General features: G+C 71.2%; 18 protein-coding genes. 12 read left to right on the forward strand and 6 right to left on the reverse strand.

What is annotated here, in order from left to right:
- Positions 1 to 49: 49 nt before the first annotated feature.
- The gene (locus tag M3147_RS12125; RefSeq protein WP_251203730.1) at positions 50 to 2,239 is read right to left on the reverse strand and encodes an ABC transporter ATP-binding protein; all 2,190 of its coding nucleotides are present in this window, start codon (positions 2,237 to 2,239) and stop codon (positions 50 to 52) included.
- Complete coding sequence (locus M3147_RS12130) at positions 2,236 to 3,969, reverse strand: ABC transporter ATP-binding protein (protein ID WP_251203731.1); 1,734 nt, start codon at positions 3,967 to 3,969, stop codon at positions 2,236 to 2,238. Before M3147_RS12130 ends, M3147_RS12125 begins: the two co-directional genes overlap by 4 nt.
- A gap of 281 nt (positions 3,970 to 4,250) precedes the next feature.
- On the opposite strand from M3147_RS12130, the gene metH reads away from it, so the two are divergent.
- On the forward strand, positions 4,251 to 7,958 hold the full coding sequence (gene metH, locus M3147_RS12135; protein WP_439954199.1) for a methionine synthase: 3,708 nt from the start codon (positions 4,251 to 4,253) through the stop codon (positions 7,956 to 7,958).
- 126 nt (positions 7,959 to 8,084) lie between these two features.
- Here metH and M3147_RS12140 read toward each other — a convergent pair whose 3' ends face one another.
- From M3147_RS12140 to M3147_RS12150, 3 genes are read right to left on the reverse strand one after another with little or no spacing between them, the layout of a single operon-like run.
- Positions 8,085 to 8,858 (reverse strand): ECF transporter S component, encoded by a 774-nt coding sequence (locus tag M3147_RS12140; protein ID WP_251203732.1) that lies wholly within the window; start codon positions 8,856 to 8,858, stop codon positions 8,085 to 8,087.
- Complete coding sequence (locus tag M3147_RS12145; RefSeq protein ID WP_251203733.1) at positions 8,855 to 10,879, reverse strand: ATP-binding cassette domain-containing protein; 2,025 nt, start codon at positions 10,877 to 10,879, stop codon at positions 8,855 to 8,857. Before M3147_RS12145 ends, M3147_RS12140 begins: the two co-directional genes overlap by 4 nt.
- Positions 10,880 to 10,914: 35 nt before the next feature.
- The gene (locus tag M3147_RS12150; protein ID WP_251203734.1) at positions 10,915 to 11,454 is read right to left on the reverse strand and encodes a hypothetical protein; all 540 of its coding nucleotides are present in this window, start codon (positions 11,452 to 11,454) and stop codon (positions 10,915 to 10,917) included.
- Positions 11,455 to 11,646: 192 nt separating this feature from the next.
- On the opposite strand from M3147_RS12150, the gene M3147_RS12155 reads away from it, so the two are divergent.
- The 4 genes from M3147_RS12155 (at position 11,647) to M3147_RS12170 (ending at position 14,059) form a co-directional block, all read left to right on the forward strand.
- Entirely contained in the window at positions 11,647 to 12,213 is a 567-nt protein-coding gene (locus tag M3147_RS12155) for a hypothetical protein (protein WP_251203735.1), read from the forward strand.
- 356 nt (positions 12,214 to 12,569) lie between these two features.
- Positions 12,570 to 13,004, forward strand: a complete 435-nt coding sequence (locus tag M3147_RS12160) for a hypothetical protein (protein WP_251203736.1) — start codon at positions 12,570 to 12,572, stop codon at positions 13,002 to 13,004.
- A 302-nt stretch (positions 13,005 to 13,306) separates the two neighbouring features.
- Positions 13,307 to 13,510, forward strand: coding sequence for a transcription antiterminator/RNA stability regulator CspE (gene cspE / locus M3147_RS12165; RefSeq protein WP_189083548.1), 204 nt, complete (start codon positions 13,307 to 13,309; stop codon positions 13,508 to 13,510).
- Between the two features lie 183 nt (positions 13,511 to 13,693).
- Positions 13,694 to 14,059, forward strand: a complete 366-nt coding sequence (locus M3147_RS12170; protein ID WP_251203737.1) for a zf-TFIIB domain-containing protein — start codon at positions 13,694 to 13,696, stop codon at positions 14,057 to 14,059.
- A gap of 157 nt (positions 14,060 to 14,216) precedes the next feature.
- On the opposite strand, the gene M3147_RS12175 is transcribed toward M3147_RS12170, so the two are convergent.
- A complete protein-coding gene (locus tag M3147_RS12175) occupies positions 14,217 to 14,633 on the reverse strand; it encodes a VOC family protein (RefSeq protein ID WP_251203738.1) in 417 nt (138 codons plus the stop codon).
- A 214-nt stretch (positions 14,634 to 14,847) separates the two neighbouring features.
- Between M3147_RS12175 and M3147_RS12180 the strand changes: the two genes are divergently transcribed.
- The 7 genes from M3147_RS12180 to M3147_RS12210 all read left to right on the forward strand — a co-directional run bounded on the left by M3147_RS12180 (position 14,848) and on the right by M3147_RS12210 (position 19,464).
- Positions 14,848 to 15,282 carry an ArsR/SmtB family transcription factor gene (locus M3147_RS12180; RefSeq protein WP_251203739.1) on the forward strand — a complete coding sequence of 145 codons (435 nt, stop codon included), beginning with the start codon at positions 14,848 to 14,850 and terminating at the stop codon, positions 15,280 to 15,282.
- Positions 15,279 to 15,752, forward strand: a complete 474-nt coding sequence (locus M3147_RS12185; RefSeq protein WP_251203740.1) for an SRPBCC family protein — start codon at positions 15,279 to 15,281, stop codon at positions 15,750 to 15,752. The genes M3147_RS12180 and M3147_RS12185 overlap by 4 nt, the downstream gene beginning before the upstream one ends.
- A 185-nt stretch (positions 15,753 to 15,937) precedes the next feature.
- Positions 15,938 to 16,312 carry a hypothetical protein gene (locus tag M3147_RS12190; RefSeq protein WP_251203741.1) on the forward strand — a complete coding sequence of 125 codons (375 nt, stop codon included), beginning with the start codon at positions 15,938 to 15,940 and terminating at the stop codon, positions 16,310 to 16,312.
- 157 nt (positions 16,313 to 16,469) lie between these two features.
- Positions 16,470 to 17,657, forward strand: a complete 1,188-nt coding sequence (locus M3147_RS12195; RefSeq protein ID WP_251203742.1) for a carboxylate-amine ligase — start codon at positions 16,470 to 16,472, stop codon at positions 17,655 to 17,657.
- Positions 17,658 to 17,726: 69 nt separating this feature from the next.
- Positions 17,727 to 17,984 (forward strand): hypothetical protein, encoded by a 258-nt coding sequence (locus M3147_RS12200; protein ID WP_251203743.1) that lies wholly within the window; start codon positions 17,727 to 17,729, stop codon positions 17,982 to 17,984.
- Positions 17,984 to 18,505, forward strand: a complete 522-nt coding sequence (locus M3147_RS12205; protein WP_251203744.1) for a DUF6328 family protein — start codon at positions 17,984 to 17,986, stop codon at positions 18,503 to 18,505. The genes M3147_RS12200 and M3147_RS12205 overlap by 1 nt, the downstream gene beginning before the upstream one ends.
- A 35-nt stretch (positions 18,506 to 18,540) precedes the next feature.
- Positions 18,541 to 19,464, forward strand: coding sequence for an AEC family transporter (locus M3147_RS12210; protein WP_251203745.1), 924 nt, complete (start codon positions 18,541 to 18,543; stop codon positions 19,462 to 19,464).
- Positions 19,465 to 19,467 lie beyond the last annotated feature (3 nt).

Here is a 19,467-nt window from a genome sequence, read left to right on the forward strand (position 1 = left end):
ACGCCCGCCCCTCGCTCGGAGGGGCGGGCGTTCTGCGCCGGGTGAGCGCCTAGCTCGGCTCGGCCGGACCCGCCGAGCGCTGGGCCGAGGCCGGAGCCCCGCCGGTGGCGCCTGCGGGCTCGCCGCCCTCGCCGTCGCTCGTGCCTTCGCCGTCGAGCGGTACGCCCTCGACGGAATCGACGCCCTCGACGGACTCGTCGTCGGCGTCGCCGGTGACGACCGTGCCGTCGCCGAGCGCTTCTTCGGCGTCGAGGTCGGTGGCCGCCTGCTCGAACTGCGAGTTGTAGAGGCGGTAGTACGCGCCCTTCTTCTCGATGAGCTGCTCGTGGTTGCCCTGCTCGACGATGTCGCCGTGCTCCATCACGAGGATGAGGTCGGCGTCACGGATGGTCGAGAGGCGGTGGGCGATCACGAAGGAGGTGCGTCCCTCGCGGAGCGCGGCCATCGCGTTCTGCAGCAGCAGCTCGGTGCGGGTGTCGACGGAGCTCGTCGCCTCGTCGAGGATCAGCACCGAGGGCTGCGACACGAACGCACGGGCGATCGTGATGAGCTGCTTCTCACCGGCGGACACGTTGGCGGCGTCCTCGTCGAGCACGGTGTCGTACCCGTCGGGCAGCGAGTGCACGAAACGGTCGACGTAGGTCGCCTTCGCCGCCGCGACGATCTCGTCGTCGCTCGCCGACTGCCGGCCGTAGCGGATGTTCTCGCGGATCGTGCCGGCGAACAGCCACGGGTCCTGCAGCACCATGCCGGTGCGGGCGCGGACGTCGTGCCGGGTGAGCTCGGCGATGTCCTGGCCGTTCAGCAGGATGCGACCGCCGTTCAGCTCGTAGAACCGCATGATGAGGTTCACGAGTGTCGTCTTGCCAGCTCCCGTCGGTCCCACGATCGCGACCGTCTGCCCGGGTTCGACTCGGAACGAGAGGTCGCGGATGAGCGGCCGGTCGGGGTGGTACGAGAAGGAGACGTGCTCGAACTCGATGGTGCCGTCGCCGTTCGTCGGGGCGGGCGCGTCGGCCGCGTCGGCCTCCTGCTCCTCCTGATCGAGCAGCTCGAAGACGCGCTCGGCCGAGGCCGTGCCCGACTGGACCACGGCGGCCATGCCGCCGAGCTCCGAGAGCGGCTGGGTGAACTGCTGCGAGTACTGGATGAACGCCTGCACGTCACCGAGTCGCAGCTGGCCGCCGGCCACCATGAGCCCGCCGAGCACCGCGATGCCGACGTAGGTCAGGTTTCCGATGAACATCATGCCGGGCATCATGATGTTCGACAGGAACTGGGCTTTGAACGAGGCGCGGTAGAGCTCCTCGTTCTCGGCCTTGAACGCCTGGAGGCTCGACTGCTCGCGACCGAAGACCTTGACGAGCGCGTGACCCGAGAACGACTCCTCGACGCGGGCGTTCAGGCGCCCGACCTTGCGCCACTGGATGCCGAAGGCCTTCTGCGACTTCGGGCCGATGATGCCGAAGATCACGGCCATGAGCGGCAGCGAGACGAGGGCGACGAGCGAGAGCTGCCAGGAGATCGAGAACATCATGACCAGCACGCCGACCACGGTCAGCACCGCGGTGAGAGCCCCGGAGAGGGACTGCTGCATCATCTGCGTGATGTTGTCGATGTCGTTGGTGACCCGCGAGATCAGCTCGCCGCGCTGCACCTTGTCGAAGTAGCTGAGCGGCAGGCGGTTGATCTTCGCTTCGACCTCTTCGCGGAGGCGCCACATCGTGCGCACCATGATCACGTTGATGACGTAGCCCTGGAGCCAGGTGAGCACGGCCGCGGCGAAGTAGAGCGCGAGCACCAGGATGATGACCTGGCTGAGACGCACGAAGTCGATGCCCTCGCCGGGGACGACCCCGGCGGCGGCGACGATGTTCGCGATCTCCTCCTGGCCCGCGGCGCGGAGCTGCTCGACGGCCTGCTCGGTCGTGGTGCCGGCCGGGAGCTGCGCGCCGATGACGCCGGCGAACACGAGGTTCGTCGCTTCGCCGAGCACCTTCGGGCCGAGCACGGTGAGCAGCACGCCGAGTGCGCCGAGGAGCGACACGAGGGCGAACGCGAACTTGTGCGGGGCGAGGAGGCCGAGGAGTCGGCCGAACGACTGGCGGAAGTTCTGCGCCTTGCCGGGCGCGACCGCCCCCGACCAGTCGTCGGCGGAGATGCGGGCCTGCTCGGCGAGCTCGAGTTCGAGCTTCTCCTCTTCGCTGAGCTCCGGCTGCTGCGGGGTCGTGCGGGTCATCGTGCGGCCTCCACTCCGAGCTGGGATTCGACGATCTCGCGATACGTCTGGCACGTCTCGAGGAGCTCGGCGTGCGTGCCGACACCGACCATGCCGCCGTCGTCGAGGACGACGATGCGGTCGGCGTCGGTGATCGTGGAGACGCGCTGCGCGACCACGATCTTGGTGACCTCGGGCAGCTCGCGCCAGAGCGCCTGGCGGAGCCTGGCGTCGGTGGTGAGGTCGAGCGCCGAGAACGAGTCGTCGAAGACGAGGATCTCGGGCGCGTGCACGATCGCCCGGGCGATGGCGAGCCGCTGGCGCTGCCCGCCGGAGACGTTGGTACCACCCTGGGCGATGCGCGCGTCGAGCCCGCCGGGCATCTCTTCGACGAAGTCGCGGCCCTGCGCGATCTCGAGCGCGTGCCAGAGCTCCTCGTCGGTGGCGTTCTCGCGGCCGAACCGCAGGTTCGAGCCGACGGTGCCGCTGAACAGGAAGGGGCGCTGCGGCACGAGGCCGATCGTCTGCCAGAGGGTGTCGAGGTCGGCGCGGCGCACGTCGACGCCGTTCACCAGCACCTCGCCGCTCGTCACGTCGAAGAGCCGCGGGATGAGCGAGACGAGCGTCGTTTTGCCGGCGCCGGTCGAGCCGACGATGGCGACGGTCTCACCGCGGGCGGCACCGAAGGAGATGCCCTGGAGCACGGGGTGCTCGGCGCCCGGGTAGGTGAACGCCGCGTCGCGGAAGGCCACCGTGCCGGTCTCGGGGAACTCGCTCACGGCGTCGGCCGGACGCTCGAGGGAGGTGTCGGCGTGCAGCACCTCGCCGATGCGGTCGGCCGAGACGGCCGCGCGCGGGATCATCATCGTCATGAAGCTCGCCATGAGCACACCGCCGAGGATGATGCCGATGTACTGCATGAAGGCGAGGAGCGTGCCGATCTGCACACCGCCCTGGTCGACCTCGATCGCGCCGAACCAGATCACCGCGATGGTGGTGACGTTCAGGATCAGCATGAAGAGGGGGAAGAGCAGCACGAACAGCGAGCCGACCTTGCGGCCGACGATCATGATGTCGGTGTTCGCCTCGCGGAAGCGCTCCTCTTCGATGGGCTCGCGCACGAAGGCGCGGATGACGCGGATGCCGGTGAGCTGCTCGCGCATGACCCGGTTCACCCCGTCGAGCTTGCGCTGGTACGAACGGAACAGGGGCACCATGCGGCCGATGACGAGGGCGGCGAGCACGAGCAGCGTCGGCACGGCGACGCCGATGATCCAGCTGAGCCCGACGTCCTGCTGGAGGGCCATGATGATGCCGCCGATCGCGAGCAGCGGGGCGGTCACGAGGAAGGTGGCCGCCATCATGGCGAGCATCTGCACCTGCTGCACGTCGTTCGTGTTGCGGGTGATGAGCGAGCCGGGGCCGAACTTCGACACCTCGCGCTCGGAGAAGCTCGAGACGCGCTCGAAGACGTCGTTGCGGATGTCGCGGCCGAGCTGCATGGCCGCGCGGGCCGCGAAGTACGTGGCGATGATCGAGCAGAGGATCTGGCCGAGCGAGATCGTGAGCATGAAGGTGCCGGTCGACCAGATGTAGGCGGTGTCGCCGCGGGAGACGCCCTCGTCGACGATGTCGGCGTTCAGGCGCGGGAGGTAGAGGCTCGCGAGGGCCGAGAGGAACTGGAAGACCAGCACCCCCAGCAAGAGCCATTTGTATGGTTTGAGGTATCTGACGAGCAGCTTTGCAAGCACGGGAGACTCCGGGGTTCGATCGTGTCGGTGCGGAGGGACGCTCCATTGTGCAGCGCCCCGCCGACATCCGCGTACGCGGTCCGCGAACGCAAGGGAAATCACGATATATCGCGTTCGACGAGGAGTCACGATATATCGTGTCTCGCGCGGCCGCAACCGCCGCTCGGGGGAGGGGGCATCCGACCGGGGTACCATCTCCGCTCCGATCGGCATCCCAGCACCGGCGCAGCACGGCGACGCATCCGCGCCGGGGGTCGGACCGCCCGGTTAGACTCGCCGGCGTGACCGGCCAGACCATCGCCCCGGGCGCGAGCGCGCCGCGTTTCCCCCTCGACGTCGAGGCGGTGCCCCGCGCCCCGCGCGCCGAGGCGCTGCTCGAAGCCCTCCGCACCCGGGTCGTCATCGCCGACGGCGCGATGGGAACCATGCTGCAGCAGTACGAGCTCTCCCTCGACGGCGACTTCGAGGGCCACGAGGGCTGCAACGAGATCCTGAACGCGACCCGCCCAGACGTCATCGGCGGCATCCACGACGCCTACCTCGCAGTCGGCATCGACGCCGTCGAGACGAACACCTTCGGCGCCAACTGGTCGAACCTCTCCGACTACGGCATCGACGACCGCATCGCCGAGCTCGCCGAGTCGGGCGCGCGCATCGCCCGCGAGCGCGTCGAGGCCGCCGAGCGCGCCGACGGCCGCCTCCGCTGGGTGCTCGGCTCGATGGGCCCCGGCACGAAGCTGCCGAGCCTCGGCCACACCAGCTACGAGCATCTCAAGCAGACCTTCGCCCTGCAGGCCGAGGGGCTCATCGACGGCGGGGCCGACGCCTTCCTCGTCGAGACCTCGCAGGACCTGCTGCAGACGAAGGCCGCGGTGAACGGCTGCAAGCAGGCGATCGTCGCCCGCGGCATCCGCCTGCCGATCCTCGTCGAGGTGACGGTCGAGACCACCGGCACCATGCTCATGGGGTCGGAGATCGGCGCGGCGCTCACCGCGCTCGAGCCCCTCGGCGTCGACGCGATCGGCCTGAACTGCGCCACCGGGCCGGCTGAGATGAGCGAGCACCTCCGCCACCTCTCCAAGCACTCGCCCGTGCCGGTCGCCTGCATGCCGAACGCCGGCCTGCCCGTGCTCGGCGCCGACGGCGCGCACTACCCGCTCACCCCCGCCGAGCTCGCGACGGCCCATGAACAGTTCGTGCGCGAGTTCGGCCTCGCCCTCGTCGGCGGGTGCTGCGGCACGACACCCGAGCACCTCGCGGCGGTCGTCGCGCGGCTCCGCCCCGACGGAGTGGATGCCTCGAGCAGCTCGGCCGCGCCGAACGGCGTGGATGCCTCCGCGCGCATCGTCGGCGAGGCATCCCGCCGCCCGCGGATCGAGCCGGGCGTCGCCTCGCTCTACCAGCACGTCCCCTTCGACCAGGACGCCGCGTACCTCGCCATCGGCGAGCGCACCAACGCGAACGGCTCGAAAGCGTTCCGGGAGGCCATGCTCGAGGGGCGGTACGAGGACTGCGTCGAGATCGCGAAGCAGCAGACCCGCGTCGGCGCGCACCTGCTCGACGTCTGCGTCGACTACGTCGGCCGCGACGGGGTCGCCGACATCCGCGAGATCGTCTCCCGGCTCGCGAGCGCGTCGACCCTGCCGCTCGTCGTCGACTCCACCGAGCCCGCCGTGATCGCCGCCGGCCTCGAGCTCATCGGCGGCCGGCCCGTCGTGAACTCCGTCAACTATGAAGACGGCGACGGCCCCGCCTCACGCTTCGGCCGCATCATGCCGCTCGTGAAGGAGCACGGCGCCGCCGTCGTCGCCCTCACCATCGACGAACAGGGCCAGGCCCGCACCGCCGACGACAAGGTGCGCATCGCGACCCGCCTCGTCGATGAGCTCACGGGGGAGTGGGGGCTGCACGAGCACGACATCGTGCTCGACGCGCTCACCTTCCCGATCGCGACCGGACAGGAGGAGACCCGGCGCGACGCCATCGAGACGATCGAGGCCATCCGTCGCCTGCACGAGACGTACCCGGGCCTGCACTTCACCCTCGGCGTCTCCAACGTCTCCTTCGGCCTGAACCCGGCGGCGCGCAGCGTGCTGAACTCCGTGTTCCTGCACGAGGCGGTCGAAGCCGGCCTCGACTCCGGCATCATCGACGCCGCGAAGATCGTGCCGCTCGCCTCGCTCTCGCCCGAGCAGCGCGAGGTCGCCCTCGACCTCGTCTGGGACCGCCGCGAGTACGACGCCGACGGCAGCGTCACTTACGACCCACTCGCCGTCATGCTCGACCTCTTCGCCGGCGTCGACACCGCCGCGCTCCGCGACCAGCGCGCCGCCGAGCTCGCCGCGCTGCCCGTCGGCGAACGCCTCGAACGGCGCATCATCGACGGCGAGGGCAAGGGGCTCGAGGCCGACCTCCAGCTCGCCCTCGACGGCGGCATGACCGCGCTCGGCATCATCAACGACCACCTGCTCGAGGGCATGAAGGTCGTCGGCGAACGCTTCGGCGCGGGCGAGATGCAGCTGCCGTTCGTGCTGCAGTCCGCCGAGGTGATGAAGAACGCGGTGGCCCTGCTCGAACCGCACATGGAGAAGGCGGATGCCGCGGGCAAGGGCCGCATCGTGCTCGCCACCGTGCGCGGCGACGTGCACGACATCGGCAAGAACCTCGTCGACATCATCCTGACGAACAACGGCTACGAGGTGATCAATCTCGGCATCAAGCAGCCGATCGCCGACATCATCGCCGCCGCCGAGCAGCACGACGCCGACGTCATCGGCATGTCCGGGCTGCTCGTGAAGTCCACGGTCGTGATGAAGGAGAACCTCGAAGAGCTGAACGCGCGCGGCCTCGCGACGCGTTGGCCCGTCATCCTCGGCGGCGCGGCGCTCACCCGCACCTACGTCGAGGACGACCTCGCCGGCATCTTCGACGGCGAAGTCCGCTACGCCCGCGACGCCTTCGAAGGACTCGCGCTGATGGAGCCGCTCGTGCGCGTCGCCCGCGGCGCCGACCCCGCCGAGGTCGGACTGCCCGCGCTGAAGAAGCGCATCCACTCCGCCGGGTCGCGGCTGACCCTCACCGAGCCCGACGCGATGCCGAGCCGCTCCGACGTCGCTCGCGACAACGCCGTGCCGGCCCCGCCGTTCTGGGGCACCCGCATCGTGCGCGGCGTCGCGCTCGCCGACTACGCGGCGTTCCTCGACGAGCGGGCGACGTTCCTCGGGCAGTGGGGTTTGAAGCCCGGCCGCGGCGAGGACGGCGCGAGCTACGAGGAGCTCGTCGAGCGCGAGGGTCGGCCGAGGCTCCGGTACTGGCTCGACCGCATCCTCGCCGAGGGCATGCTCGACGCCTCGGTCGCGTACGGCTTCTTCCCGGTCGTCTCGGAGGGTGACGAGGTGGTCGTGCTGCACCACGGCGACGACCCGGCCGGCGCCCTCGGGCGACCGGGGCTGCTGGCGCCCGACGGCGGCTCCGGCGGCCCGCTCGGCGCGGATCGGCTACGGTTCCGCTTCCCGCGGCAGCGCCGCGACCGGCACCTCTGCCTCGCCGACTTCGTGCGCTCGCGGGACGCCGGTGAAGTCGACGTCCTGCCCGTGCAACTCGTCACGGCGGGAGCGAGCATCGACGCGGTCACCGCCAAGCTGTTCGCCGAGAACCGCTACCGCGACTACTACGAGCTCAACGGACTCGTCATGCAGCTCACGGAGGCGCTCGCCGAGTTCTGGCACGCGCGCATCCGGGCGGAGCTCGGCTTCGCCGCGGAGGACCCGGCGGATGCCTCGGGCCTCTTCAAGCTCGAGTACCGGGGGGCGAGGTTCTCGCTCGGGTATCCCGCGTGCCCCGACATGGAGGACCGCCGCAAGGTCGTCGAGCTGCTGCGTCCCGAGCGCATGGGCGTCGAGCTCAGCGAGGAGCTGCAGCTGCACCCCGAGCAGTCGACGGACGCATTCGTCTTCCACCACCCCGAGGCGAAGTACTTCTCCGTCTGACCGGCGTGGTTCCCTGAGCTTGTCGAAGGGCGCTTCGACCGGCTCAGCGAACCCCTGGTCCCCTGAGCTTGTCGAAGGGGCGCGACCGCTTCGACCGGCTCAGCGAACCACGCAGCGCACCACAGCTCACCGCAGCGCGTTGCGCGGCAGCTTCGCCCGCCGCAGCGCCGCCAGCACCGCCGGGCCCGCCACCGCGAGGCCGATCACCGTGGTGATGGCGCGCAGCGTGTCCCAGCTCGCGGTCGAGGTGACGAGCGAGTACAGCAGGAAGCTGCCGAGGTTCTCGCCGAGCGTCGCGCCCGGTTCGTAGGAGATGCCGGCGCCGGTGCCGACCGCGAACGGCCAGTACCAGAAGTTCATGATGAGCCCGAAGGCGTACGACGCGAGCACCCCGTAGGTCGCGAGCATCGCGACCTCGGCGAGCTTCGCCCGTCGGCCGCCGAGGCGGGGGAGGAGCCCGGCGCCCGCGCCGACCCAGCCGCACGCGAACATCTGGAACGGCGTCCACGGCCCGAAGCCGCCCTGCAGGGTCGATGAGAGCAGGATGACGAACACGCCGAGCAGGAACCCGAAGCGCGCTCCGTACGCCCGCCCGGCGAGGATGAGCAGCACGAAGACCGCCTCGATGCCACCGACCCCGGTGCCGACGATCCGCACCGCGGCGCCGACGGCGGTGAGGGTGCCGAGCAGGGCGAGCACCTTCGCCGATCGCACGCTGCCGTCGAGCACGAACACGAGCGCGACCGCCGCGAGCGGGGCGAGGGCGAGGGCGACGAACGGCACCGCGCCCTGCGCCTCCGTGGGCAGCGCCGGCGCGAAGAGCGGCCAGGCGAACGCCGCGGCGGCGAGCAGGTGCCCGCCCCAGACGAGCGGGGTCTGCACCCGGCGGCTCCACTTCATGAGGGCACCGCCGTTCGTTGGGCGCCCGATCCGAGCCGGCCGTCGCGCATCTCGATCGTGCGTTCGGCGAGTTCGGCGGCGAAGGCGTGGTCGTGCGTGGCGATGGCGACCGCGCGTCCGTCGCTCGCGGAGGCGCGGAGCGCCGCGGCGACGAGGGCTCTGGCCCGCGCGTCGAGCCCCCGGGTCGGTTCGTCGATGAGCAGCACCGAGGCATCCGCCGCCAGCTGGATCGCGATCGCGAGGCAGCGCCGCTCACCGGTCGAGAGGTCCCGCGGATGGCTCGCGAGCAGGCGGGCCGATGCGGCCGCGTCGTCCCGCGCACCGAGGAAGGCGAGGAACCGGGCGCGGGTCGTGCCGCTCGCCGCGCCGGCCTCGCGGTCGGCCCGGCGGCACTCGTCTTCGGCGCTCGTCGCGCAGAGCAGATCGTCGGAGGCCTCGGGCACGAGGGCGATCGCCGCGCGCCTGGTCCGCCGCCGAAGGTGCGCGACGTCGACGCCGCCGACGCGCACCGCGCCGGCCGCGTTCGGCAGGGCGAGGGCGAGCAGCAGGCTCGACTTGCCGGCGCCGTTGGGCCCCGCGAGGGCGACGATCTCGCCGGCGTTCAGGTCGAGGGAGGCGTTGTCGACGGCGACCCGGCCGCCGAGCACGACGTGGACGCCGCGGGCTTCGAGCCGCGGTTCGCCCGTCGAAGCGATCGTCGCGCGGGCTCCGGCCGAGGCGCGGTCCCCGGCCGAGGCATCCTCCTCGTCTTCCGGCCCGAGCGCCTCGCCGCTCGCGATGCGGGCGACCAGGCCGTCCCGGATGTCGAAGCGGGCGTCGGCGACGGCGGCGAGCTCGCCGACCCGATGCTCGGCGACGACGACGCAAACGCCGTGCTCGTGCGCCAGGGAGTCGAGCAGGGCGCGGATCCGGAGTCGTGCCTCGGCGTCGAGGTCGGCGAGCGGCTCGTCGACGAGGAGGATGCGGGGGCGTTCGACGAGTGCGGCGGCGATCGCGACGAGCGTCGCCTCGCCGGCGGACAGGGCGCGGATGTCGCGGCCGAGCAGCGGCGTCACCCCGACGCGTGCCGCAGCTTCAGCGACGCGGGCGGCGACGATCGAGGCGACGACGCCGCGCGCGCTCGGGGCGAATCCGATCTCGTCGGCGACCGTCTCGCTCGCGAAACCGCGCCGCGGATTCTGCAGGACGACGCCGACGAATCCGGCGGTCTCCCGCGGCGGGACCGTGCGGCGGTCGACACCGGCGAGACGCGCGGAGCCGTGCAGTTCACCGTCGTCGAAGTGCGTGTGCAGGCCGCTGAGCGCGTGCAGCAGGGTGGACTTGCCCGAGCCGGTGGGGCCGCCCACGAGGACGAGGCTGCCGGCCGGCACGACGAACTCGTCGACGGCGAGCGTCCAGCCCCCGATCGGAGCGTCGGGGCCGGCGTCCGCGGCATCCGCGCACGCGCCGTAGGCGAGCACCACCTCGCGGAACTCGATCGGAGTCGCGCTCCCGGCATCCACCGAGCGCTGCGCGCCGAAGCCCCGCACCTCCATCGCCGCCGCGATCGCGACCGCGCGCTCGACGGTGCGCTCGAGGAGCGGCACCAGGAGCGCGGCGGCGCCCCGCGAACCACGGAGCTTCCGGGCCAACGCGACCTCCCGCACCGCGTCGCCGAGCGCGGGGACCGTCGCCCACGCGATGACGAGCGTGCGCGCCGCGCCTCGCAGCGGGCCGCCGCGGGCGCCCCGCGCGAACAGCTTCGACAGGTCGACGCACGCGTTGATCGCGCCGAACGCGAAGATGACCGCGGCGATGGGGAGGGCGCTCTCGATCGAGGTCCAGAGGCCGCCGCTCGTGATCGGACCGAGCATCGTGACGTGCCCGAACGGGGCGGGCAGGCGCACGACGGGCAGGTCGAGCAGTACGACCCCGTTACCGTCGACCCCGTGGAAGAGGACGCGGTAGAGCACGCGCACGACGATGAATCCGACGGCGAGGATCGCAGCGTGCCGCAGCGGTGCGGCTCGGAATCGGAACACGGCGTGGCTCGTGGGGGTCGAAGGCGCCGGCGGGATCACTCCGCGGGCGCGGCCGGTTCGTCGTTCAGGGTGAAGAGGAGCTCGATGGCGTCGCCCGGCTGCAGCTCGAGGGTGCCGAGGCCCTCCTGCGCGTAGCCCCACTCGCCGTCGGCGGGCTTCTGCCAGAGGGCCCAGTAGGCGAATGCGGCGGGCATCGACTCGCACGTCTCGAAGTACTCGCTGCCGTCGGCGGTGGGGATCGCGAGATCCTGCTGCGGTACGCCGTTCACCCGGCAGACGACCTGGTCGCCGTACTGCGCGGTGCCCTCGGTCTCGACCCCGGCGCGGGCGAGCGCGTCGCCGGCGATCATCGGATCGTCGGTGACCACGCAGAGCTCGGTCGAGATGTCGTCCGACAGCTCGAGGTCGCCGGTGTCGACGATCACGGTGATGCCGGCGCACGTCCCCGCGGCGGGCGCGGTGGCCGCCGCATCGGTCGGGGCGGGAGCGGGGGCGGGCTGCCCGGTGCAGCCGGCGAGCGCGAGGGCCGCCAGGGCGGCGGCCGCGAGCAGGGAGGCGCGGATGGGGGGAATCACGCCCCCAAGCGTAGGGGCGCCAGAGGTCGGATGTCGCGCTGCGACGCGGTTGGATCTTTCGCCCCGTCACGGCTCCTCCTCGTGCACGTGCGCGCGGGGCGCCGGAGCGACAGGTCCGGTTGCCGCAGGGCGCGCTGCGACGCCTGTGGACAGTCCGCCGCCCCGGCGCGGTGAGTCGCCTAACGTGCAGGGATGCCTCGAACCCATCCACGCGTTGCCGCGACGACCGCGCTGCTCGCATCCGGTCTCGCGCTTGGTCTCGCCGGTTGCGGCGGAGGTACGGCCGCGACGCCCACCGCCTCACCGCCCGCGACACCATCCCCGATCTTCGCCAGCGACGAAGAGGCGCTCGCCGCAGCCGAGGAGGCGTATGCCGCGTATGCGGCTGCATCAGCGGCCATCGGTTCCGACGGCGGAGCCGGTGTTGAGCGGCTTCGCGACCTTGTGGACACCGACCTCTATGAACAGTCCGTCAATGAGTTTCGCCAGTTTGAAGAGTTGGGACTCCGGTCTGAGGGAGCTTCTGTCGTCAGCAACGCTATGGTCGCGGACCATCACACGCAGGGCGACGGAGTGGTCATCAGCGTTTACCTCTGTCGCGACGTTTCGGCGGTCCGGATTCTCGATCAGGCTGGCTATGACGTCACGCCATCAGGTCGGCAGGATCGTCAATCGCTTCTAGTTTCGCTTCAGGGAAATCGTGAGCAGCTCGTCATCTCCCAGATCTTGCCTTGGAAGGATCGGGCTCTGTGCGAGTAGTGCTCGGCCGTCCTATTGTTGGTCTAGTTGTCCTGCTCGCTCCTGGAGCACCAGCGGGAGACTGGACCGATCTTGGAGGCTGGATCGGTAGCGAGGTAGTTGATATCGCGGCCGAGGTTCGCGCTGAGGGAGCAGCAGTCGAACCCGACGAACAGTCCGATGGTGCAGCTGACTCCGCATCAACGGAGACGGCGACCCCTCCACCCCCACCCCCTCCCGCCAACTGCAGCCCGATGAACCCCGCGATCTGTGCCGCGCCGGAGCGGGAGGAGCCGGTGCCGCCGACGGATCCGGAGCAGCCCGAACCGGCTCTGACGTTCAGCGATGTCGCTTCGTTCGCCCCGGGCCCGTCCGGGATGTCCAGCGAACCCTCGGGCTGGGCGATCGTGCGGCGCCCGGTCAACCTCATCGCGGAGGCGGGCCCGGTGTCGCGAACCGGCTCCTTGCTCGGCCGCCCCGTCGAGGTGGCCTTCACCCCGGTCGGCTACGAGTGGCTGGCCTCGACTGGTGAACGGTTGGTAGCCGACTCTGCTGGCCGCAGCTGGCGCGAGCTCGGCTCGCCGGAGCTCTCCAGCACCGAGACCTCGCTCCGCTTCGAACGGGCCGGGCGCTCCACGGTGACGTTGACCGTGCACTATGCCGCCGAGTACCGCTTCGCCGGGTCGGCGTGGCGGGGCATCCCCGGCACGCTGGCCATCGAAGCCGGATCGCAGCAGTTCCTGGTCGGCAGCTTCGACACCGTGCTCACCGACGGTGATTGTCGAGCCAACCCGAGCGGGCCGGGGTGCTGATCTGCGTCATACGCCGACACACTGCTGACGATGTGCCAATTTCGTGATGTGGAGAGTCTTCCGATCGAAGACACAGGTGAGCTATGTTAGCCAGTACTCCAACTCAGCGGGCGACCGCCCGTGCCTCCAATTTGATTGCCCGGAGGCGGATCCTTCCGTGAGGCATGACCCGATTCGAGTGCGGCCCGTCAGCAACGTTCCGCCTCGGCCCCCGCGGGGCGTCCGCGGCGCGCGACGACCGGTCCGGTCGTCGCGTCGGGCGGGCACGAGCCGCCCATTGGCACGAACGAAGGAAACACAGCATGGCAACCGGAACCGTCAAGTGGTTCAACGCCGAAAAGGGCTACGGCTTCATCTCCCCGGACGACGGCAGCGCTGACGTCTTCGCGCACTTCAGCGCGATCGACGGCAACGGCTACCGCTCGCTCGACGAGGGGCAGAAGGTCGAGTTCGACGTCGCGCAGGGCCAGAAGGGCCCGCAGGCGGAGAAGATCCGCGCGATCTGATTCGGCATCGAACGTAGCGAACGCCGCGGGGCGAACCCCCCGCGGCGTTCGTCGTTTCTATCCCGGCGCGGCGACCGCTGCCGCGAGGCGGTCCCGCCCCAGGCTCAGCACAGCTTCGCCCAATACGCTCGCGGGAATCGGATCGCCCGGTCCGGCGACACGCACCTGGGAGGAACCAGTCTGATGCAGTGCCCCGTTGACGGCGCCGTGCTCGTGATGAGCGAGCGCAGCGGAATCGAGATCGACTACTGCCCCACCTGCCGCGGCGTCTGGCTCGACCGCGGCGAGCTCGACAAGATCCTCGAGCGCGCCGGCCGCGAACTCGGCGCGCAGCCTGCGCCGCAGCAGCCTGCGCCGCAGCAGCAGCCCGGGCAGCCGCAGTATCAGCAGCCTGCGCAGCAGGGCGGCCAGAACCCGATGGACCTGCTGCGTCAGATGACGGGTCAGGGCCAGGGCTACGACCAGCGCGGCTACGACCAGCGCGGGTACGACCAGGGTCACTATCGGAAGAAGAAGAAGGAGAACTGGCTTTCCGAGCTCTTCGACTGAGCAGGCCGGCCAGCCACTCCGCTGAGAGGGTCGCTTTCCGACACCGAGATGCCCACGATGGGCACCGGATGCCGGAATGCGACCCTTTCGCGTGGGTGGGCCCGCGCAGCGCGGCGCGCGGGCCCGCGCGCGCGCCCGCGCGCGCCCGCGCGCCGCGCTACGCTTGCGCGCCGCCGGCGATGTTCACGAGCCAGCTGACGCCGAACCGGTCGACGAGCATGCCGAAGGCGTCGCCCCACGGCGCGACGACGAGCGGCTCGACGACCGTGCCGCCGTCGACCAGTCGGTCGTAGTAGCCGCGCAGCACGGCGTCGTCGTCGCCGGAGAGGGACACCGAGAAGCCGGCGGCGGGCCGGTACTCGAGGTGCGAGGGGGTGTCGGCGGCCATCAGGGTGATGCCGTGGTCGCCGTCGATCTGCCCGTGCATGATCTTGTCGGCATCGGCCGGGTCGGCCTGGCCGAAGTCGGCGAAGGTCGACACGTTGAGCGTGCCGCCGAACACCGAGTGGTAGAACTCGAGCGCCTGGCGTGCTTCGTCCCGGAAGTTCAGGTACGGGTTCAGCGTGACGGACATCAGCGACTCCTTCGATCGTTTGGTCTCTGGCGCCGATTCTGCTCCGCTCGTGGTCGGCGCGCGAGCGGTCTGCACGAATTCATGGCGACGATTCTGGGATCGCCCTTGACCGGTGGCTCGGTCGGGACTATCTTAATCAACTATCAGGTTGATCAAGAAGTTCATTGATCACCTGGGCCGCACACCGGCGGCACACGAATGCGAGGAGGCGCGAATGCTCCTGAACCCGTCGTCCGACGAGCGGCTCGACCGCGCCTTCCTCGCACTCGCCGACCCGGTGCGTCGTCGCATCATCGCCCGCCTCAGCCGCGGGCCCGCCACGGTCAACGAGCTCGCCGAGCCGTTCACCATCAGCAAGCAGGCGGTGTCGAAGCACATCCAGGTGCTCGAGCACGCCGGCCTCGTCACGCGTACGCGCGACGCTCAGCGCCGGCCCGTGCACCTCGACCCCGCCGCCCTCGAAGCCCTCACCGCGTGGATCGACCGCTACCGGCTGATCCACGAGCAGCGTTTCCGTTCGCTCGACGCGCTGCTCGCCGCCGACTCGCCAGCGGGCGGGTCGCATCCATCGAACCGGGATGCCTCGGCCGAGGCATCCCACCCGGGCGCCGGCGCCGCCGGCCCCGCTCCAGAAGAGAGCACATCATGACCAACCCCGTCACCATCACCGCCCCGGAGGGACTGCCCTTCATCGAGATCGTCCGGGAGTTCGACGCCCCGGTCGAGCGCCTCTTCCGCGCGCACCGCGAGCCCGAACTCGTGAAGCAGTGGCTCGGGCCGAACGGCTACGAGATGCAGATCGACCAGTGGGACTTCGTGAGCCACGGCGGATACCGCTACGTGCACGTCGACGGGCAGGGCGAGCGCTACGCGTTCAACGGCACGTTCCACTCCGTGCGCGAGAACGAGATCGCCGTGCAGACGTTCGAGTTCGAGGGCTACCCCGACATCGTCGCCGTCGAGACGATCCGGTTCGAGGACCTCGGCGGCGGCCGTACCCGGCTCGCCATCCACTCGGTCTACCCGAGCGTCGAGGCCCGCGACGGCATGGTCGCGAGCGGCATGGAGCGCGGCCTGAGCGAGGGCTACGCCCGCCTCGACGGCCTCGTGGCCGCCTGAACGGACGGAGCACGTTTCTCCGCTTCAGCGGGGGTGGGATCGAGCGCGAGCGGCGCCGACCCACCCCCGTTCGCGTCACCCGGCGACCAACCTCGCTCAGGGCATTGCGCGCCGCCCCCTGCCGGGGTCATCATGTCCCGGGGAGGGTTGCGATGGGGTGGGACTCGAACGCGGAGCGATCGGCAATGCGTCTCGTCGGAGCGCCGCCTCCGCCCGTCGGCGAGTTCGACGTCGCGACGGAGGCCTCGGTGTCCGTCCTCGGCCGCCTGCCCCTGGATTCGCTGGTCGACGCCCTCGCGGATTCGCCGCGCGTGGTGCCGTGGGAGGCCGACGTCGTCGTCGCCGTGGTCGACGACGAGCGCTCGCTGCACGGCCTCGCCGGATGGCTTCGCGAGTGCGGCGTCGTCGCGCCCGTGTGGGTGGTGCACGGCGGCACGCAGGGCCCGGCGCCCGGTGCCGACGCGGTGCGCGGAGTGATGCGCGACGCGGGTTACGGCGCGCTCGTCATGAGCCGCGTCTCCGCCACCTGGTCCGCGACGCGCTTCGCCATGCCGGCCTGAACGCACCCCGCCGAAGCGGTCCGCGCCGTTCCGCGGGCTCCGCGCGCGATCGCATGCGGCGGCCGCCTCGTCAAGCCCGTGCGGCGCGCGTCGCGGCGGAGTAGACCGTACCGTGGGGGTCCATCGCCGCGACTCCCGTGACCGAACGGAGCCGCCGATGACCGGGTTCGCCGACCGAGCGCCCATGGACGGTTCCGCGTGGGCGGCGCCGCCGGCGCCCCGGCTCGGCATCGAGGAGGAGTTCGCCCTCGTCGTGCCGCGCACCCTCGAGCCGGCGGATGCCGCGGCGGCCGTGCGCGAGCGGCTGGCGGAGATCAGCCTGCCGGGTTCGCCGCACATCGAGGGGGAGTTCCTCGCGCACCAGCTCGAGTACGCCACGCCCGTCTGCGACGACGCGCGCGCCGCGGCGCCGTTGCTGCTCCGTGCCCGGCGCGAGCTCTCGGCGGCCGCCGCGGGACTGGGTCTCGGCGTCGCCGCCAGCGGCACCCTGCTGCACGAGGCGGTCTCGCCGGAGCCGGCCGAAGGCGCCAGGTACCGCCGCATCGCGGCCGACATCCGCGGCCTCCTCGACGACCATCAGGTCTGCGGCATGCACGTCCACCTCGGCTACGACGATGCCGAGCAGCGGGTGGAGGCGCTGAACCGCCTGCGCGGCTGGGTGCCGCTGTTCACCGCGCTCGCCGCGAACTCGCCGTTCTGGCGCGGGCGCGACACCGGGTTCGCGAGCTGGCGCACCATCATCCTGCGTCGCTGGATCGCGATCGGCGTGCCCGCCCCGTTCGCCGGGGTCGAGGACTACACGCGGCGACGTGCGCAGGTGCTCGCCGCCGTCGGCGACGACGACGCCGCCCTCGTCACCTGGACGGTGCGCCTCTCGCACCACCTGCCGACGATCGAGCTGCGCTTCGGCGATGCGCAGCTCGAGGTGCGCGACACGGTGGCGATCTGCGGCTTCGTGCGGCTCGTCGCGGCTCGACTGATGCGGATGCCGCACCCGCCGCCCGCGATCGACTCCGACGTGCTGAACACGGCCGTCTGGACCGCCGCCCGCGACGGGCACGCCGCACGCGTGCCGCATCCGCTCGGCGAGGGTGTCGCCCCCGTGGCGGCGCTCGTCGAGTGGGCGCTCGACTGGTGCGGTTCGCCGGGATCCGTGGCGCGCGACGTGCGCTCGCTCCTCGCCCGCGGTTCGGGGGCCGAACGGCAGCGCCACGCCTACGAGTCCGGCGGGATCGCCGCCCTCGGCACGGCCGTCGCCGCCCATCACGGACCGCTCCGGGCATCCGGGCTAGCACCGGCGGACGAAGGGGTCAAGCCCGGTGCGGCCGAGGCCGCCGTGGAGTAGCGTCGATCTGCCGAGGGCGGCGTCGCGCTCGGATCGGGAAGACCACATCGGGGAACCAAGGGAGCCGCTATGACCATCGAGGCACCGCAACCCATCGGCGCGAGACGCGCCGCGCTTCCGCCCATCGGCCTGTGGTGGCCGATGCTCGAACCCACCCTGCAGCGCGAGATCCTCGAGCATCCGAGCGCCCCGTTGCGCCGTGCCGTGGTGCGCCGCATCTACGAACTCTGCGAACTCGACCGCTTCCCGATGCGCGACTACGTCCGCCTGAACGAGAACGAGCGCGCCTACCTCGCGGGCTGGACGCACACCGCGGCCTGGGAGTGATGGCGGCGCTTCCGCCGAGCGCCGCGCCCGGGCCGGACGCCGACGCCGATCCCGCCGACGGTCGCTCAGAGACCGAGACCGAGCGGTACGACCGCAACTGGAACGAACTGCTCCAGGAGCTCCGGGCCGTGCAGACGGGCACGCAGATCCTCTCCGGGTTCCTGTTGGCGGTGGCGTTCCAACCGCGCTTCGAGGAGCTCGACCCGTACGCCCACACGCTCTACCTCTGCCTCGTCGTCGCGGCCGGGCTTGCGACGGTGCTCGGCCTCGCGCCGGTGATGCTGCATCGCGCACTGTTCCGCCAGCACGCGAAGCGCCGGCTGGTCCGCACGGCGAACCGCCTGCTGATCATCCAGATCGCGGTCGTCTCGTTCATCGCGATCGGGGTGATCGGCCTCATCTTCGACGTCGCCGCCGGGCGGGAGATGGGGGTGGTCGCGCTGTGCGTCGCCGGGTTCGTCGGCCTCGCCTTCTGGGCGGTCATGATCTGGACGGGATGGCGGGCGCGGCTCGACGCGTAGGCTCGGCGTGTGGATGACCCGAGCGGACCGGCCGCATGATCGGCGTGTTCACCGGCTTCGTGGTCATCGCGCTCGCCGTGGTCGTCGGCTGGATCACGGCGCGCTCGGGCCTGTTCGGGCCCGAGGCGCGGCCGGTGCTCGCGAGGCTCACCTTCAACGTGCTCGCCCCGTTCCTGCTGTTCTCGGTGCTCGCGACCGCCGATGTGCGGCAGCTGTTCTCGACGCTGCTGCCGGTCTCGGCGATCGCCGCGGCGACCGTGATGCTCGTGTTCGGGGTCGTCGCGATGCTGCTGCTCCGCCGCCGTCTGGCCGACACCGTGATCGGGTCGCTCGCCGCAGGGTACGTGAACGGCAACAACATCGGAATCCCGATCGCGGTGTACATGCTGGGCGACGCGGCCTTCTCGGTCCCGATCGTGCTGCTGCAGCTGCTCCTCTTCGCGCCCGTCGCGCTCGCGGTGCTCGGCGCAGTGGTCGAGCACCGCACCTCGGTGCGCGCGATCGTGCGTTCGACCCTCACGAACCCGATCATCGTCGGCTCGCTCGCCGGCGTCCTCGTCGCCGTCTCCGGGATCGAGCTGCCGGCGATCGTCCTCGACCCGATCGAGCTGATCGGCCACGCGGCGGTGCCGCTCATGCTGATCTCCTACGGCATGTCGCTGCACGGGCGCCGCCTGCTCGCCCCGGGCGGGGCGCGCGTCGACGTGTTCATCGCCGCCGGGCTGAAGCTCGTCGCGATGCCCCTCGTCGCCTGGGCGGTCGGCCGTTTCGTGTTCGGGCTCGACGAGGGCTCGCTCTACGCGGTCACCGTGCTCGCCGCGTTGCCGACGGCGCAGAACGTGTTCAACTACGCCCAGCGTTACGAGACCGCCGAGGTGCTCGCGCGCGACACCATCTTCCTGACGACCGTGGGCGCGGTGCCCGTGCTCACCGTCATCGCGCTGCTGCTCGGCACCTGAGGC

This window comes from Agromyces mediolanus, from assembly GCF_023715325.1.
Classification (GTDB): Bacteria; Actinomycetota; Actinomycetes; order Actinomycetales; family Microbacteriaceae; genus Agromyces; species Agromyces mediolanus_A.

Excerpts from the sequence above, each read along its gene's own strand:
- M3147_RS12125 (WP_251203730.1), bottom strand. The coding sequence starts at position 2,239 with ATGACCCGCACGACCCCGCAGCAGCCGGAGCTCAGCGAAGAGGAGAAG.
- M3147_RS12140 (WP_251203732.1), bottom strand. The coding sequence starts at position 8,858 with ATGAAGTGGAGCCGCCGGGTGCAGACCCCGCTCGTCTGGGGCGGGCAC.
- M3147_RS12155 (WP_251203735.1), top strand. The coding sequence starts at position 11,647 with ATGCCTCGAACCCATCCACGCGTTGCCGCGACGACCGCGCTGCTCGCA.
- M3147_RS12160 (WP_251203736.1), top strand. The coding sequence starts at position 12,570 with ATGTCCAGCGAACCCTCGGGCTGGGCGATCGTGCGGCGCCCGGTCAAC.
- cspE (WP_189083548.1), top strand. The coding sequence starts at position 13,307 with ATGGCAACCGGAACCGTCAAGTGGTTCAACGCCGAAAAGGGCTACGGC.
- M3147_RS12170 (WP_251203737.1), top strand. The coding sequence starts at position 13,694 with ATGCAGTGCCCCGTTGACGGCGCCGTGCTCGTGATGAGCGAGCGCAGC.
- M3147_RS12175 (WP_251203738.1), bottom strand. The coding sequence starts at position 14,633 with ATGTCCGTCACGCTGAACCCGTACCTGAACTTCCGGGACGAAGCACGC.
- M3147_RS12180 (WP_251203739.1), top strand. The coding sequence starts at position 14,848 with ATGCTCCTGAACCCGTCGTCCGACGAGCGGCTCGACCGCGCCTTCCTC.
- M3147_RS12185 (WP_251203740.1), top strand. The coding sequence starts at position 15,279 with ATGACCAACCCCGTCACCATCACCGCCCCGGAGGGACTGCCCTTCATC.
- M3147_RS12190 (WP_251203741.1), top strand. The coding sequence starts at position 15,938 with ATGCGTCTCGTCGGAGCGCCGCCTCCGCCCGTCGGCGAGTTCGACGTC.
- M3147_RS12195 (WP_251203742.1), top strand. The coding sequence starts at position 16,470 with ATGACCGGGTTCGCCGACCGAGCGCCCATGGACGGTTCCGCGTGGGCG.
- M3147_RS12200 (WP_251203743.1), top strand. The coding sequence starts at position 17,727 with ATGACCATCGAGGCACCGCAACCCATCGGCGCGAGACGCGCCGCGCTT.
- M3147_RS12205 (WP_251203744.1), top strand. The coding sequence starts at position 17,984 with ATGGCGGCGCTTCCGCCGAGCGCCGCGCCCGGGCCGGACGCCGACGCC.
- M3147_RS12210 (WP_251203745.1), top strand. The coding sequence starts at position 18,541 with ATGATCGGCGTGTTCACCGGCTTCGTGGTCATCGCGCTCGCCGTGGTC.